Raw genomic sequence first — 14,543 nt, 5'->3', positions numbered from 1 at the left:
GCGGCATCAAACGCAGGATCCGGACGTGAGTCTTGCGTGCCCGACTGGTCCGCCCCGAATATGCGGAGAGGCGGCACAGCGCAAGTGGAAACGGTCATCGACCTGGACGCCATCGCCCACAACGTGCGGATTTTGCGGGAGCACGCGGGTGGCGCCGCGGTGATGGCGGTGGTGAAGGCCGACGGCTACAACCACGGCGCGGTCGAGGTGGGCCGGGCCGCTCTGGCGGCGGGCGCGGCGGAACTGGGTGTCACGACGGTGGGCGAGGCCGTGCAGTTGCGTGCGGCCGGGATCACCGCGCCCATCCTGTGCTGGTTGCACAGCACGGACACCGACTTCGCGCCTGCGGTGGCCGCCGACGTCGAGATCGGGATCTCTTCGGCGGCTCATCTGCGAGCGGTCGAGGCCGCGGCGCGCGAGCTGGGCCGTCCGGCGACGGTCACCCTGAAGGTGGACACCGGCCTGAACCGCAACGGCGTGTCGTCGGCCGCGTACCCGGAAGTCCTGACGGCGCTGCGCGCTCTGGTCGACGAGGGTGTGGTGCGGTTTCGCGCGATCTTCTCCCACCTCGCGCACGCCGACGAACCCGAGCATCCCAACAACGACGCGCAACGCGCCCGGTTCCTGGAGGCCATCGCCACGGCCAAGGAGCACGGCCTGGAACCGGAGCTGGCGCACATCGCCAACTCCGCCGCTACCCTGACCCGCCCTGACCTGGCCTTCGACTTGGTCCGGCCGGGCATCGCCATGTACGGCCTGTCCCCGATACCGGACGACGATTTCGGCCTGCGGCCCGCGATGACGTTCCAGGCAGAGGTCGCCCTGGTCAAACGAGTGGCCGCGGGCGAAGGCGTTTCCTATGGGCACCAGTGGATCGCGCCGCGCGACACCACCGTCGCGCTGATCCCCGCCGGTTACGCCGACGGCGTTTTCCGCCCCCTGAGCGGACGTTTCGATGTCTGGCTCGGCGGGGCGCCGCGCAGGAACGTGGGGCGGGTGTGCATGGACCAGTTCGTCGTCGACCTCGGAGACAACGCGGCGGGCGTTCAGGAAGGCGACACCGCGATTCTCTTCGGTGCGCGACCGCACGCCCAGGAGTGGGCGGACCTGCTCGACACCATCCACTACGAAGTGGTGTGTTCACCGCGCGGCCGGGTTACCCGGCGCTATGTCGGTGGCGTTCGATGAGCCGCTTCCGGGTGACCCCGCTGCGCGGCGGGCTGGCCACGGCTGGATTCGTCGGTGCGCTGGCAGGTGCCCACGCCTTGCGTCGCGCCGGTGCGCGGGTGTTGTGGCCCGCGCGGGGCGACGACTACCGCGACGAGAATTTCGCGCTGATCGATGCCGACCGTGCGGGGACGGTGCTCGCCGACGACGGCGTGCCGTTGGCCACGCGGATCTGCGGCCCCGACGACGCACCGGTGACGGTGATCTTCGTGCACGGCTTCTGCAACAGCATGGCTTCCTTCCACTTTCAGCGTCGTGACCTGGAAAAGCGCTACGGCGCAGGACTTCGCATGGTGCTGTTCGATCTGCGCGGGCACGGCCGTTCCGGTGTGCCGAGCGCCGCGAGTTGTACCGTCGCACAGCTCGGGAGCGACCTCGCCGCCGTGCTGAACGCCACCGCACCGGCCGGGCCGGTGGTGCTGGTCGGGCATTCGCTGGGCGGGATGGCGATCCTGGCCGCGGCCGCGCGATTCCCGGAATTGTTCGCGGCCAGAGTGATCGGGATCGCACTGCTGTCGACCGCGGCCGCCGAGGTCACCGCGGCGGGAATCGGGCAACTGTTGCGCAATCCTGCGATCGACGGGTTCCGGGTGGCCGTGTACACCGCGCCCGCGCTGGTGCAGGCGGGCCGCGTCACCGCTCGGCGGGTGATCACGCCGATCCTGCACGTCAGCTCGTTCCACGGACCGGTGAGCCCGACGCTGTCGCGCTTCACGACGCTGATGATCGACCAGACGCCGGTGGCGACCGTAGTGAAGTTCCTGCAGGCCATCGAGCTGCACGACGAGTCGGCGGCGTTGCCCGCGCTGGCGGGCACACCGATCCTGGTACTCGGCGGCGGGCACGATCTGGTGATCCCGTTCCGGAATTCGCGTGCGCTCGCCGCCGCTCTGCCGGGCAGCGAACTCATCCGGTTGGAAGGCGCGGCGCACATGCCGCATCTGCAATACCCGGACATAGTCAACGCCGCGCTGGATCGCTTGCTGGTGCGCGCGGGCGTGGTCGACCCGGCGCCGGGGGAGGCCTCGGAGGTGGCCCGTGGCTGATCCGGGGCATCGAGTGCTGCCCACCGTCGCCGACACCGAGGCGCTGGGCCGGGAACTGGCCACCGATCTGCGTGCCGGGGATCTCGTGGTGCTGGACGGTCCGCTCGGCGCGGGCAAGACCGCACTGACCCGCGGCATCGCCGAAGGTCTTGGCGTGCAGGGGCGGGTCAGTTCGCCGACGTTCATCATCGCCCGCCAGCACCGCGCGGGGCAGCGCGCAGGCGGCCCGTCGGTGCCCATGGTGCACGTGGACGCCTACCGGCTCGGCGGCGACCTGGACGAGCTGGACGCGCTGGACCTGGACACCGATCTGCATCAGGCGGTCGTCGTGGTGGAGTGGGGCCGCGGCGTGGTGGAGCACCTCGCGGATCGGCATCTGCGTGTGGTGCTGTCGCGGGCGCCGGACTCGGATGTGCGCACCGCCAGCTGGGAATGGGTCAATTAGCTACCGGGTAGCTCTGCGTCGGCCTCACCTACCACCCGGTATCGTTGGCCCAATCATGCTTGTACTAGCCGTCGACACCGCGACACCCGCCGTCACAGCGGGACTGGTGGACTTGGAGCAGGGCGCCGACGCGGCGAATCCCGTCCGGGTACGCACCGTCGCATCCCGGGTGCGGGTCGACCCCCGCGCCCATGCCGAGGTACTCACTCCGCAGATCCTCGAATGCCTCACCGAGGCAGGTCGTTCCAGGACCGAGATCGACGCGATCGTGGTCGGGGTCGGTCCGGGTCCGTTCACCGGCCTGCGCGTCGGCATGGCCACCGCGGCCGCGTTCGGCGACGCGCTCGGGATACCGGTGTACGGCGCGTGCAGCCTCGACGCGATCGCAGCCGACGCCGCTGTCGACCCCGCGGTGCCGCCCCCCGTCGAGCTCCCGCCCGAAGCCGAACTGCTCGTGGTGACCGATGCCCGGCGGCGCGAGGTGTATTGGGCGCGGTACCGGGAGGGCGCGCGCGTGGCCGGACCCGAGGTGTGCAAGCCCTCCGACTTGGACGCGGGCGAGGCCACGGCGATCGCCGGATCCGCTTCGCACGTCGACTTCTTCGATCTGCCCGTGCTCCCCGCCGAGACGCCCTCGCCCGCCGGGTTGGTCCGCGTCGTCGCCGCCGAGGTGCTGTCTCGCAGCGTGCCGGAGCCGCTGGTTCCGCTGTACTTGCGCAGGCCGGACGCGGTCGAGAACGCCTACCGCCGACTCGACCGGACGGGGGAGTGAAGCCGGTGACTTTCCGAATCGCGCCGATGGTGGCCGCCGACATCACGCGCTGCGTCGAGCTGGAGCAATTGCTTTTTCCGGAGGACGACCCGTGGGCCGCCGTGGCGTTCCAGTCCGAGCTGGCCGGGCGGCACAACCGCTACATCACCGCGCGCGACGACGACGGGCGAATGGTCGGCTACGCGGGTATCGCCCTGCTGGGTGATGCCGAACACCCCGAGGCCGAGGTCCACACCATCGGCGTCGACCCCGGCTGCCACCGCACAGGTGTCGGCACGCTCCTGCTGGAGGCGCTGCTCGCCGAGGCGGACCGGCGCGGTGGACCGGTGTTCCTGGAGGTCCGCACCGACAACGCGCCGGCGATCGCGCTGTACGCCAAGCACGGGTTCCACATCATCGGGTTGCGCAAGAACTACTACCACCCCAGTGGCGCGGACGCGTACACGATGCGTCGCCCAGCGCTGACCAGCGGGGAGCGCTGGCGCACACGGGACGAGGTGTTGTCGTGATCGTCATGGGCATCGAAAGCTCCTGCGACGAAACCGGAGTCGGCATCGTCCGCAGGCACCCCGACGGCACCTGCGTACTGCTCGCCGACGAGGTCGCTTCCAGCGTCGACCAGCACGCGCGCTTCGGCGGCGTCGTCCCCGAGATCGCCTCGCGCGCGCATCTCGAGGCGATCGTGCCCGCGATGCGCCGCGCGCTGTCGGCCGCGGGCATCGCGAAACCGGACGCGTTGGCGGTGACCATCGGCCCGGGCTTGGCCGGTGCGCTGCTGGTCGGTGTCGCCGCGGCGAAAGCGTATGCGGCGGCGTGGGATGTGCCCTTCTACGCGCTCAACCATCTCGGCGGGCACGTCGCGGTGGACACTCTGGAGCACGGGCCGATGCCGCCGTGCGTCGCGCTGCTGGTGTCGGGCGGGCACACGCATCTGCTGCACGTCACGGATCTGGCCGAGCCGATCGTCGAGCTGGGCAGCACCGTCGACGACGCGGCGGGCGAGGCGTTCGACAAGGTGGCGCGGCTGCTCGGGTTGGGCTTTCCCGGCGGTCCGGCGCTGGATGCCGCCGCGACGGCCGGTGATCCGCGCGCTATCGCCTTCCCTCGCGGCATGACCGGGCCGCGCGACCCGCGCTACGACTTCTCCTTCTCGGGTCTCAAGACCGCGGTCGCCCGTTACGTGGAGGCGGCCCAGCGCGACGGCGTCGCCGCGGAGGATCTGCCCATCCCCGATATCGCGGCGTCTTTCCAGGAGTCGGTCGCGGATGTGCTCACGATGAAGGCGGTTCGCGCGGCCCAGGATGTCGGCGTCGGCACGCTGGTGCTCGGCGGCGGCGCGACCGCCAACTCGCGGATCCGCTCGATGGCCGAGGAACGCTGCGCCGCGGCCGGTTTGACCTTGCGGGTGCCCAAGCCTCGGCTGTGCACGGACAACGGGGTGATGATCGCCGCGCTCGGCGCGCATGTCATCGCTGGTGGCGCGGCTGCTTCGCCGCTGACGGTCGCCACCGATCCGGGTCTGCCGGTGTCGGTCAGTATGGGTCGCTGACCGGCTCGGATTCAGCGCACGAAGCGGCGGCGGCCGCACCGGGTTTCTTTCCGGTGAGATCGCCGCGAAGGGCCGTCGTGCGGCCGGATCAGTTCGGTGCGAGCAGTCCGGGATGCGACGCCGACCCCGAATTCCCCCGGAGGAGCGGCAGGCTCGACCGCGCGGGCGCCTGGGTGGGCGTCGGGCTCGTGCCGGGCGCCGGAGCGGTCGGCGCCGCCGGGTACCACGTCCGGCTCGATGGCGATTCGGGCGAACCGTTCGGTGCCGCATTCGGATTCCCGAACAGGGGGCCGAGCAGTTCGGGGAACGGAATCGGCGGAAGGTTCGGATCCGGGCGCAGCGTGGGCTGCGTGGGTGTGATCACCTGCGTGGACGACGGCCCGCCGGTCGTGCTCTGCGGTCCGCGTTCCGTGGTCGTCGGTGCGATGCCGGTGTTGTCCGGCGTGCGGTTGTGCGGCGTGGCGGCAGCCGTGGTCGCGGGCGGCACCGATGTCGGGTTGGGCAGTTGCGACGCGCTGCTCGTGGTCCCCGCGGGAGAGACCTCGTCATCCGAGGTCGGCGCGAACGTCTTGACCCCGTAGCCGACGATCAGTCCGACGACCACGATCGCACCGGCGAGCGTGCCGAACACCTTGGTTACCGTCCCCGCGGGCGCGTCGCCGCCGAGCCCGGCGACCGGGAACACCGACGGCTGCATCGAATCGGCGACCAGCGCCGCGCCTTTGGCGGTCACCGCCTCGGGATCCGGCACGGTGAACACGGGGATGTCCAGGGCGGCGGTGAGCGTATCGAGCACCGCGGGGATGTTGGCGCCGCCGCCGATGACCGTGACCGCCTGCGGCTGCCTGGGCGCCCGGGCGAACGACATCGTGACGAACCGCGCCAGGTCGCGCAGCAGGTCGGCGATCAACTCTTCGAAGTCGGCCCTGGTCAGCTTCAGCGGACGACCGGCGACGTGGTCGATGGTGACCGCGGGCGCGATGGACAGGTGCTCCTTGGCCGCGCGGCCCCGGTTGGTGAGCATGCCGCGGTTCGGGCGGGTACCGCGCCGGGCGAAGTGCAGGTCCACCAGATGGTGGTAGATGAGATCGTCGATCGCCTTGCCGCTGACGGTCGCGGTGCGATCGGAACGGAGCAGGGAGCCGTCGGCGCGGTCGGCGACGGTGACGCCGAGCCCGGAGGCGCCGAGATCGACGATGGCGACCGTGTCGTAGCGGTCCAGCAGGCCGGTGTGCCGCAGGTAGGTCAGCGCGGCGGTGCCCTCGGGGATCAGCCGCAGGTCGCGCTGTTTTCCGGTGGCCGAGCGGATGATCTGGGCCTGCTCCTTGGTGCGGTAGGCGACCGCGACGCTGGTGGGCGGGTGACCCGTCGCCGGCTCGAAGTCGCGTGGCCCGCCCGCGAAACGGCCGCCGACCGGGCGGATGATCTCGCGTGGCGGCTGCGTGGTCGGCAGCTGGGTCGTCATCAGCTCGATCGAGGACGACACCAGGTCACCGAGATCGGAATGAGCCGCGTCGGCGGACACGACGCGGTAATCGAAGCTCTGCGTGCCGTTCGGCGCGGTGGAGACCAACGCCGAGCACACGACCTCTGCCCCGGCCGAGATGCCGAGGGATGTTCGCATGTTCACCTCCCTTCGAGCGGATGGTCATGGTGTCGCCGACCATCTCGAATGGACTGCCGGACCGCCGTATGGATGACGCGCGACCCGGACCGGGAAACGAACCGGCCCCTCGTCCGGGTGGGTCGCGGGGACCGGCCATGGATCACGTGTGTCTTGCTCTCTGGTGAAGCTGGTGGTGCAACGATCGTGCTGCGGCGCTGCGGGTTCGGCGACGCTGTGGTACCTCTGTGCCGCCTGGCCGCCGCTCGGAGGAGCGACGAACCGGCGGCCGGACCGCAACCGTCGTCAATAGTGTCACAATCCGTTATCCGAACGTTACTGTTTTCCCGAACTTATAGCCAAGCTCGCAGTGTCGCCGGGCGCGCCGCGCAAAGTTGGCACCGCCCAGCCTTGAGCGCTGGCACTCTCATGTATAGAGTGCTAGTCGGCACTGTGTGTAGTGCTTGTGCCAGCAGCTTGACCACTGGGCAGGGGTCCCGGCACCCGCGACGACGGGGCTATGCGCAGGGTCAGCATCGTGACCAACCGACGAGTTCGGAGCGACGAGTTCCGGACGACCGAATCCCCTGAAAGTGGAGGGCTCAACGTGGCGAGCGTGAACATCAAGCCGCTCGAGGACAAGATCCTCGTCCAGGCCAACGAGGCCGAGACGACGACGGCCTCCGGCCTGGTCATCCCTGACACGGCGAAGGAGAAGCCGCAGGAGGGCACCGTTGTCGCCGTCGGTCCCGGCCGGTGGGACGACGAGGGCGAGAAGCGCATCCCGCTGGATGTCCAGGAGGGTGACACCGTCATCTACAGCAAGTACGGCGGCACCGAGATCAAGTACCAGGGCGAGGAGTACCTCATCCTGTCGGCGCGCGACGTGCTGGCCGTCGTCACCAAGTAGCCGATCAGGCACGCATGCGTTCCGCCCCGGTGTCTTTCGTGACCCGGGGCGGAGTGCGTTCGGCGCCGACACCACGGCACTGAAACACGCGGTGCGAGCGACGGGCCCTGAGGCGGCAGCCTGCGTGACGACGGGACCCGGGAGCGCCGCAATCCACTACAGGAGCGAATCCCCATGGCAAAGCAGATCGAGTTCGACGAGAAGGCTCGCCGGGCTCTGGAACGCGGCGTCGACAAGCTCGCCGACGCCGTGAAGGTCACCCTGGGCCCGCGCGGACGGCACGTCGTACTCGCGAAGTCCTTCGGCGGCCCGACCGTCACCAACGACGGCGTCACCATCGCGCGCGACATCGAGCTGGAAGACCCGTTCGAGAACCTCGGCGCGCAGCTGGTCAAGAGCGTCGCCACCAAGACCAACGACGTCGCGGGCGACGGCACCACCACCGCCACCGTGCTGGCCCAGGCGCTGGTCCGCGCCGGGCTGAAGAACGTTGCGGCCGGGGCGAACCCGATCGTGGTCGGCTCCGGCATCGCCAAGGCCGCCGACGCGGTCTCCGAGGCGCTGCTCGCGCTGGCCACCCCGGTCTCCGGCGAGCAGGCCATCGCGCAGGTCGCGACCGTGTCCTCGCGGGACGAGGAGATCGGCGAGATGGTCGGCAAGGCGCTGACCACCGTCGGCAAGGACGGCGTCGTCACCGTCGAGGAGTCCTCGACGCTGCAGACCGAACTCGTCGTCACCGAGGGCGTGCAGTTCGACAAGGGCTACCTGTCGCCCTACTTCGTCACCGACCCCGACAGCCAGCAGGCCATCCTGGAGGACGTGTTCGTCCTGCTGCACCGCGAGAAGATCAGCTCGCTGCCGGACTTCCTGCCGCTGCTGGAGAAGATCGCCGAAAGCGGCAAGCCCGTCCTGATCATCGCCGAGGACGTCGAAGGCGAGGCGTTGTCGACCCTGGTGGTCAACGCCATCCGCAAGACGATCAAGGCCGTCGCGGTCAAGGCGCCGTTCTTCGGCGACCGCCGCAAGGCGTTCCTCGACGACTTGGCCGTGGTCACCGGCGGCACCGTGGTGAACCCCGATCTGGGCATCACCCTGCGCGAGGCAGGCCTCGACGTGCTCGGCAAGGTGCGCCGCGTCGTCGTCACCAAGGACGACACCACGATCATCGATGGCGCCGGTTCCGCGGCGGACGTGGAGGCGCGCGTCGCGCAGCTGCGCCGCGAGATCGAGGCCACCGATTCCGACTGGGATCGCGAGAAGCTGGAGGAGCGGCTGGCCAAGCTGGCAGGCGGCGTCGCGGTGATCAAGGTCGGCGCGGCCACCGAGACCGCGCTCAAGGAGCGCAAGTACCGCGTCGAGGACGCGGTGAGCGCCGCCAAGGCCGCCGTGGAAGAGGGCATCGTGCCCGGTGGCGGCACCGCGCTGGTGCAGGCGAGCAGCAAGCTCGTCGAGCTGCGCGATTCGCTGTCCGGTGACGAGGCCGTCGGCGTCGAGGTGGTCCGCACCGCGCTGCGTGCGCCGCTGTACTGGATCGCCACCAACGCGGGCCTGGACGGCGCCGTGGTGGTCAGCAAGGTCGCCGAGGGCAAGGACGGCTTCAACGCCGCCACGCTCACCTACGGCGACCTGCTCACCGACGGCGTCGTCGACCCCGTGAAGGTGACCCGTTCGGCCGTCGTCAACGCGGCGTCGGTCGCGCGCATGGTGCTCACCACCGAGAGCGCCGTGGTGGACAAGCCCGCCGAGGAGCAGAACGACCACGGCCACCACGGCCACGCGCACTGAACCCGGTTTTCTCGGGACAACGCACGGACAAGGCCCCCGGACCACGCGGTTCGGGGGCCTTGCCGTACGCGGCCTCGACTACCGGTTGGACCGAGAGAGTTCCGAAGCGCGACACGCTGTCTGCCGCGGGATCGGAGGGAGGCCGCGGGAAGCTCAGGACCGCTGGGGTCGGTACGCGCGGGGCGGGAATGCCTGGCGGGACGCCGGATTCAGCTGGCGACCGGTGGCTGCTCGGCGGCGATGGCCGCGAGTAGGCGAGCACGCAGCGACGGCGGCGGAGTGGCCGCCGTGGCTGTGGCGAGAACGGCGAGCGCTTCTTTCGTGTCTCTGACTTCCTGGATGAACTCCGCGCGTAGCACGGGGTCCTCGCTGTCGAACAGCTCCTGCACTTCCTGATGGTCTTCGTCGTCGATCGATCCGAGCGCGACGGTGTGCGCGAGATCGATACGGCGTTCGTTCATCTCACGTCACCCCCAAACTTTTCTTCAGTCGTGTCAATCCGTCCCGAATCCGGGACTTAACCGTAGGTAACCCTACGTCGAGGTAGGTGGCTACCTCCGCATAGGTGCGTCCGCCGTAGTAGGCGAGCGAGATGGCTTCCCGCTGGGTTTCGGTGAGTGTGGCCAGACCGGCCAGGACGGCCTGTTGTTCGAGCCTGCGCTCGACCTCTTCGGTGACCTCGTCGAATTCGTTGCCGAGCACCCGGATCCCGTACGCGACCTCGCGCTGGGTGTGGGCTTGCTCGGCGCGGACCCGGTCCACGGCGCGCCGGTGGGCGAGCGTCATCAACCAGGTGACCGCGGAGCCTTTCGCCGGGTCGAAACTCGATGCCATACGCCAGACCTGCAGATAGACCTCTTGCGTGGTCTCCTCCGCGTAGCCCGGATCGTGCAGAACGCGCAAAACCAAACCGAAGACGCGCGCACACGTCCGGTCGTACAACTCGGCGAATGCTTCCTGGTCGGCTCGACCGCATCGATGCAAAAGCGCGGCGAGCTCGATACTTTCGGCTGCGCGTGCCGTAACCGCAGAATCCACCGTGGGTGGGAAGGCTGCTCTTCGGAACGAGTCGCCCTCTGCGGCCGACGGCCGCGTTGTCACAACGCTCCATTCTGTGTCATCGGTCACTACCGTAGCGCGCCGCTATGACCTCCCTTCGGGTGGGGTGGCCACAAGGCTCGTCGTGGACCGGCGCCGCGTTGCGGAAAGCGCCGATACGCCGGACATCTCGGGAGCGACACGCCGTGACACGCCGAACCGTCGCACCGTGCCGGAACGCCGGGTGCACGGCCTCCGGCCTCGCTCGGCGGCCGACCGATCGATGGTGACGATCGGAACCCACGCGCCGACCTTCGGCGCGGAACCGGTCACCGTGTCATGTGAGCGGCTCGGCCGAAGCATGTTGCAGTGGCCCGTTGTTTGCTAGGAATTCGACGCCCGGCGGCGTGCGGATGGGAGGGGATTGATTCAGACGGCCATGCGGCGGCGGCTGCGCCGCGCGTGCATCTCGCGCTCGGTCTCCGACATGCCGCCCCAGATGCCGTAGGGCTCGCTGACTTTCAGCGCGTGCGCGCGGCACTGCATGAGCACCGGGCAGGTGCGGCAGATCTCCTTGGCGCGCATCTCACGGGCCGTGCGGGCCCGGCCACGCTCACCATCGGGATGGAAGAACACCGCGGAATCCTGCCCGCGGCACGATCCTCGCATCTGCCAATCCCAGACATCGGCGTTGGGTCCCGGGAGGTGGGTCGGCATGGGCATGGTGAACTCCTCGTGGTGCGAGCTCGTCAGCGTTGTCGAGCAGTTGTTCTGCAACAGTTGTGGGCCACGACGCCGTGTCGGCGGGGGTACCCGGGGGGCTCGCCCTTCGTGGTCGCTGCAATTTCGCGCGGCGCCGTCCGTGGCGATGAGCTACGTTAGGTCCAGCCGCGAAATTCCGTCAATAGTTCGGCGCAGCACTTTTCCAAATCTCGCGCTGCCAAATTTAACCTCCGAACTGTTTACTTTTCGTGCTGGTTCCGGCGATACTGTTCGGTTGGCCGGAGGTCCGTGGCTGCCGCATGTGCCGCAACTGATCCAATTTCCGCTGGTAGAGGCGATTTCATGGTCGTAGGGCCGACGCGACGCCGATCTCGTGCCGATGATGTCGGTCACTGCCGCGGCCGAGGGGGTTCGTGGGGTGTGGATCCGAAGATGGCGGTAACGGGGCGGGCAGGTTAATTACGCGAAACACGCATGAATTCCCGGCGTGGCCGCTCGGCGATAGCCAGGACGAGATTTACCTAATGGCAACATCCGCTCGGCGACGGAAATCCCGAGTGTCGCCGGTCGGCCGTCGCTCACCTTTCCTCGCCGGAGCCCGGGTGCCGCACGGGATAGAGTGCGCCCGTGTTCGCGCCCGCTCCGCTCGGAGATCCTCACCTCGCGGTCCTCGCCGAGGCCGCCTTCGGCGTCGCTCCGGGTCGCGCCGCCGCCGACCTTCCGTCCGCGTCGGACGCACTCGGCCGGTGGTATCGCGCTGTGGTTCTCGGCGGCCAGGGCCGTTATGCGGCGGCGCGCGCCGAATTGCGAAGGGTATGCAACCACAGCAACGACCCCGTACTCCTCTCACTGGCGGGAAGTACCGAGGGTTCTTTTCTTCGGCAGCTCGGCTGGCATGAGCGCGCCGCGGCGTTCGACGGGCGGGCGGCCGCGTTGATCCTCACCGTCGGCGCCGGAGCGGAGCCGGACAGCGCCGAGGAGTTCGGCGGCTACCGTCCCAGCCGCGCCGACGCGATCTGCGACGCGCTCACCGGACTCGCCGCCGACGCGCTCGGAACCGGGCGCCTCGCGCTGGCCGACCGCTTGCTGCGGCGCAGCGCGTCGGCGGCACAGCAGTATCGGGCCGGTTGGCGTCCCGCGATCCGCTTGCGCTGGGTGTCCGCGGAAACGGCGCTGGCGGCAGGCGATTTCGAGGTGGCGGCGGCGCACGCGGCGGCCGCGCTGGAGCTGGCCGAGCGATCCCCGTCGGTGCGCCACCGGGTCAAGTCACGCTTGCTGGTCGCCGCCGCCGACGTGGCGCTCGACGCGCGGGGAAGATCGGGCGTCTCGGCCGAGGATGTCGCCGAGCAGTGCCGCGAGCACGGCCTGCTGCCGTTGCGCTGGGCTTGTGCCATGCTCCGCGCCGGATCGGGCGCGCGGGACGCGGCGGCGGAGGCGGCCGAATGTGCCGCGGCCATCGCCCGCTCCGGCGGCGTGTTGCGCCCCATGGCGGGGTGGTAGGTGATCACGGAGTCCACCGTGTTGACCAGTTCCGGCCACCGGGTCGCTATTGTTAGATCCGTTCCGCCCCTTCGGTGGAAGCATTGGTCGTCACCTGACCATGCCACTTTGTAACGCCGGGAATATCTCTGACGATGACGCACACGGGCGAAGAGTTGGACCTCGCCGTCGCTGCCGCTGCGCAGGGCGACAGATCCGCTTTAGCTCAGGTACTGGAGATGATCCGCCCGCTGGTGGTGCGCTACTGCCGCGCGCGGATCGGAGCCGCGGAGCGTGGGCAGCTCTCCGCGGACGACGTTGCGCAGGAGGTTTGCCTGGCTGTGATGACAGCCTTGCCCAGGTATCAAGACCAGGGCAGGCCCTTCATGGCCTTTGTTTACGGAATCGCTTCGCACAAGGTCGCCGACGCGCATCGCAACGCCGCCCGTAACAAGGCGGAGGCGATGGCCGAAGTACCAGATGTCATATCCACCGACCAGGGACCGGAACAACGAGCTCTCGAGTCCGAGACGAGCAGGCAGATGAACCGTCTGCTCGCGACGCTTCCCGAGAAGCATCGAGAGATCTTGATCCTGCGCTTGGTCATGGGTTTGTCAGCGGAAGAAACCGCGGTCGCCGTGGGCAGTACGGCGGGCGCGGTACGGGTCGCCCAACACAGGGCACTCGCGAAACTCAAGTCACAAGTGGCGAGGGCAGGTGAAATGTATGGCTAGGGATGGCGAGCGCGGTCGGGGTGACTGGAAGGCGCGGCTTGGATCGCGGAACAGCGGTCCCTACGCCGAGGCGTCCGGTGACACCGGCCCGGTCGACATCGCCGCGGTACGCCGCGACGATGCTCTGATCGATGCCATCGCCAGCGATGGTCCGGTGCACACCGACAGCGCCGAGGAGTATCAGCTCGCGACGTTGCTCGCGGACTGGCGAGCGGAGTTGGTCGCGCCTCCGATGCCGGCCGAGCCGGACCTGGACGCGATCGTGGCCGCGGTCAACCAGGAGATCGGCGCGCGGCAGGTTCGCATCGGGGCGCACGGCGGCGGCGGGCGACTGCGGCTACTACGTCCGATCATGGGCACGGCGGCCGCGCTGGCCCTGGTCATCGGCGGCATGACGGCGTTCTCGTACAACGCCGAGCCGGGCGATCCGCTGTGGCGGGTCAAAGAGGTCGTGTTCAGCGAACAGGCCCAGACGACCGTGGTCCAGCGGGCGGGCGACGACCTGAACGAGGCTTCCACGCTGGTCACTCAGAACCCGACGCAGGCCAAGGTGCGCCTGGAGCGGGCCAAGGAGAATGCCGCGCAGGTCAGCGATCCGGACAAGCGCGCCGAGCTGATGACCGAGTGGGAACAGTTGCTCGCGAAGCTGCGCGAGGTCAATCCGGAGTTGGCCGATCAGCTGGGTGCGACGGTGCCCAAGACCACCGACCCGCGTGCCACCCCGGGCAACGCGACCACGAAGCCCAGCCCGACGCCAGGTAGCGGGACCTCGACGATCGTGCAGCAGCCCGGTCAGCCGACGAACAAGCCTTCGCCCTCGGCCGACGCCACCGCGCCCAATGGTGGTGGAACGTCGAACAGCGGCGGAACGACGAACGGCGGTGGCGCGCCGACCACGGTGCCGCCGGTGACGACACCGCCGCCCGTGACCACCCAGCCGCCGGCCACCGTGGAACCGACGGCTCCGCAGGAGCCGCCGGTCACCGAGGTCAAGCCCCCTGCGGGCGGACCTACGGGAGACACCGGTAATCCGACGGCGCCGCAGCAGCAGCCGCCGACAGCTCCGGCGCCGGGCAACACCAATACCCACAACAGCAACAATCAGCCGCCGCCGACGTTCAGCGTCCCCGGCATCCCCAACCCGGGCTCGTTCGTGCCGCCCGGCCGCTGACAGAAGAAAACGGTCCAGGCAAGAACCGATCGCCAGCCAGGCGGTCGGCTTTTTGTCTTTC

15 protein-coding genes are annotated in these 14,543 nt (G+C 69.4%); 11 read left to right on the top strand and 4 right to left on the bottom strand.

The features are described 5' to 3' along the window. Window positions 1–60: 60 nt before the first annotated feature. From alr to tsaD, 6 genes are read left to right on the top strand one after another with little or no spacing between them, the layout of a single operon-like run. On the top strand, window positions 61–1,188 hold the full coding sequence (gene alr / locus ACL03I_RS24380) for an alanine racemase (protein ID WP_412807035.1): 1,128 nt from the start codon (window positions 61–63) through the stop codon (window positions 1,186–1,188). Next, the gene (locus ACL03I_RS24375; RefSeq protein WP_412807023.1) at window positions 1,185–2,273 is read left to right on the top strand and encodes an alpha/beta fold hydrolase; all 1,089 of its coding nucleotides are present in this window, start codon (window positions 1,185–1,187) and stop codon (window positions 2,271–2,273) included. The genes alr and ACL03I_RS24375 overlap by 4 nt, the downstream gene beginning before the upstream one ends. After that, complete coding sequence (gene tsaE / locus ACL03I_RS24370) at window positions 2,266–2,718, top strand: tRNA (adenosine(37)-N6)-threonylcarbamoyltransferase complex ATPase subunit type 1 TsaE (RefSeq protein WP_355076288.1); 453 nt, start codon at window positions 2,266–2,268, stop codon at window positions 2,716–2,718. The genes ACL03I_RS24375 and tsaE overlap by 8 nt, the downstream gene beginning before the upstream one ends. 55 nt (window positions 2,719–2,773) lie before the next feature. After that, window positions 2,774–3,490: a tRNA (adenosine(37)-N6)-threonylcarbamoyltransferase complex dimerization subunit type 1 TsaB gene (tsaB, locus tag ACL03I_RS24365; RefSeq protein ID WP_412807022.1), complete on the top strand. Its 717-nt coding sequence runs from the start codon at window positions 2,774–2,776 to the stop codon at window positions 3,488–3,490. A gap of 5 nt (window positions 3,491–3,495) precedes the next feature. Continuing rightward, a complete protein-coding gene (gene rimI / locus ACL03I_RS24360; protein ID WP_355076292.1) occupies window positions 3,496–3,999 on the top strand; it encodes a ribosomal protein S18-alanine N-acetyltransferase in 504 nt (167 codons plus the stop codon). After that, entirely contained in the window at window positions 3,996–5,039 is a 1,044-nt protein-coding gene (gene tsaD, locus ACL03I_RS24355) for a tRNA (adenosine(37)-N6)-threonylcarbamoyltransferase complex transferase subunit TsaD (RefSeq protein WP_412807021.1), read from the top strand. Before rimI ends, tsaD begins: the two co-directional genes overlap by 4 nt. A gap of 88 nt (window positions 5,040–5,127) precedes the next feature. On the opposite strand, the gene ACL03I_RS24350 is transcribed toward tsaD, so the two are convergent. Next, on the bottom strand, window positions 5,128–6,663 hold the full coding sequence (locus tag ACL03I_RS24350; RefSeq protein WP_379252036.1) for an Hsp70 family protein: 1,536 nt from the start codon (window positions 6,661–6,663) through the stop codon (window positions 5,128–5,130). 586 nt (window positions 6,664–7,249) lie between these two features. Between ACL03I_RS24350 and groES the strand changes: the two genes are divergently transcribed. Both groES and groL read left to right on the top strand, forming a co-directional pair. Next, window positions 7,250–7,552 (top strand): co-chaperone GroES, encoded by a 303-nt coding sequence (groES, locus tag ACL03I_RS24345; protein ID WP_028479292.1) that lies wholly within the window; start codon window positions 7,250–7,252, stop codon window positions 7,550–7,552. Window positions 7,553–7,726: 174 nt separating this feature from the next. Next, complete coding sequence (gene groL, locus ACL03I_RS24340) at window positions 7,727–9,337, top strand: chaperonin GroEL (protein WP_356964710.1); 1,611 nt, start codon at window positions 7,727–7,729, stop codon at window positions 9,335–9,337. Between the two features lie 209 nt (window positions 9,338–9,546). Here the strand turns inward: groL and ACL03I_RS24335 are convergent, their stop codons facing one another. The 3 genes from ACL03I_RS24335 to ACL03I_RS24325 all read right to left on the bottom strand — a co-directional run bounded on the left by ACL03I_RS24335 (window position 9,547) and on the right by ACL03I_RS24325 (window position 11,098). Beyond that, window positions 9,547–9,798 (bottom strand): RskA family anti-sigma factor, encoded by a 252-nt coding sequence (locus ACL03I_RS24335; RefSeq protein WP_355076299.1) that lies wholly within the window; start codon window positions 9,796–9,798, stop codon window positions 9,547–9,549. A gap of 1 nt (window position 9,799) precedes the next feature. Next, window positions 9,800–10,375, bottom strand: a complete 576-nt coding sequence (locus tag ACL03I_RS24330) for a sigma-70 family RNA polymerase sigma factor (RefSeq protein WP_355076300.1) — start codon at window positions 10,373–10,375, stop codon at window positions 9,800–9,802. A gap of 429 nt (window positions 10,376–10,804) precedes the next feature. After that, window positions 10,805–11,098 carry a WhiB family transcriptional regulator gene (locus ACL03I_RS24325; RefSeq protein ID WP_355076302.1) on the bottom strand — a complete coding sequence of 98 codons (294 nt, stop codon included), beginning with the start codon at window positions 11,096–11,098 and terminating at the stop codon, window positions 10,805–10,807. A gap of 627 nt (window positions 11,099–11,725) precedes the next feature. Here ACL03I_RS24325 and ACL03I_RS24320 point away from each other — a divergent pair. From ACL03I_RS24320 to ACL03I_RS24310, 3 genes are all read left to right on the top strand, one after another. Beyond that, window positions 11,726–12,598 carry a hypothetical protein gene (locus ACL03I_RS24320; RefSeq protein ID WP_412807020.1) on the top strand — a complete coding sequence of 291 codons (873 nt, stop codon included), beginning with the start codon at window positions 11,726–11,728 and terminating at the stop codon, window positions 12,596–12,598. 134 nt (window positions 12,599–12,732) lie between these two features. Continuing rightward, on the top strand, window positions 12,733–13,311 hold the full coding sequence (locus ACL03I_RS24315) for a sigma-70 family RNA polymerase sigma factor (protein WP_039795737.1): 579 nt from the start codon (window positions 12,733–12,735) through the stop codon (window positions 13,309–13,311). Then, window positions 13,304–14,482 carry an anti-sigma-D factor RsdA gene (locus ACL03I_RS24310; protein WP_412807019.1) on the top strand — a complete coding sequence of 393 codons (1,179 nt, stop codon included), beginning with the start codon at window positions 13,304–13,306 and terminating at the stop codon, window positions 14,480–14,482. The genes ACL03I_RS24315 and ACL03I_RS24310 overlap by 8 nt, the downstream gene beginning before the upstream one ends. The last annotated feature ends 61 nt before the right edge of the window (window positions 14,483–14,543 follow it).

The sequence above is a fragment of the Nocardia sichangensis genome, assembly GCF_047200615.1.
Taxonomy (GTDB): Bacteria; Actinomycetota; Actinomycetes; order Mycobacteriales; family Mycobacteriaceae; genus Nocardia; species Nocardia sichangensis.
Note: the sequence above shows the minus strand (reverse complement) of the source record. Positions and strands in the feature narration are given on the sequence as shown.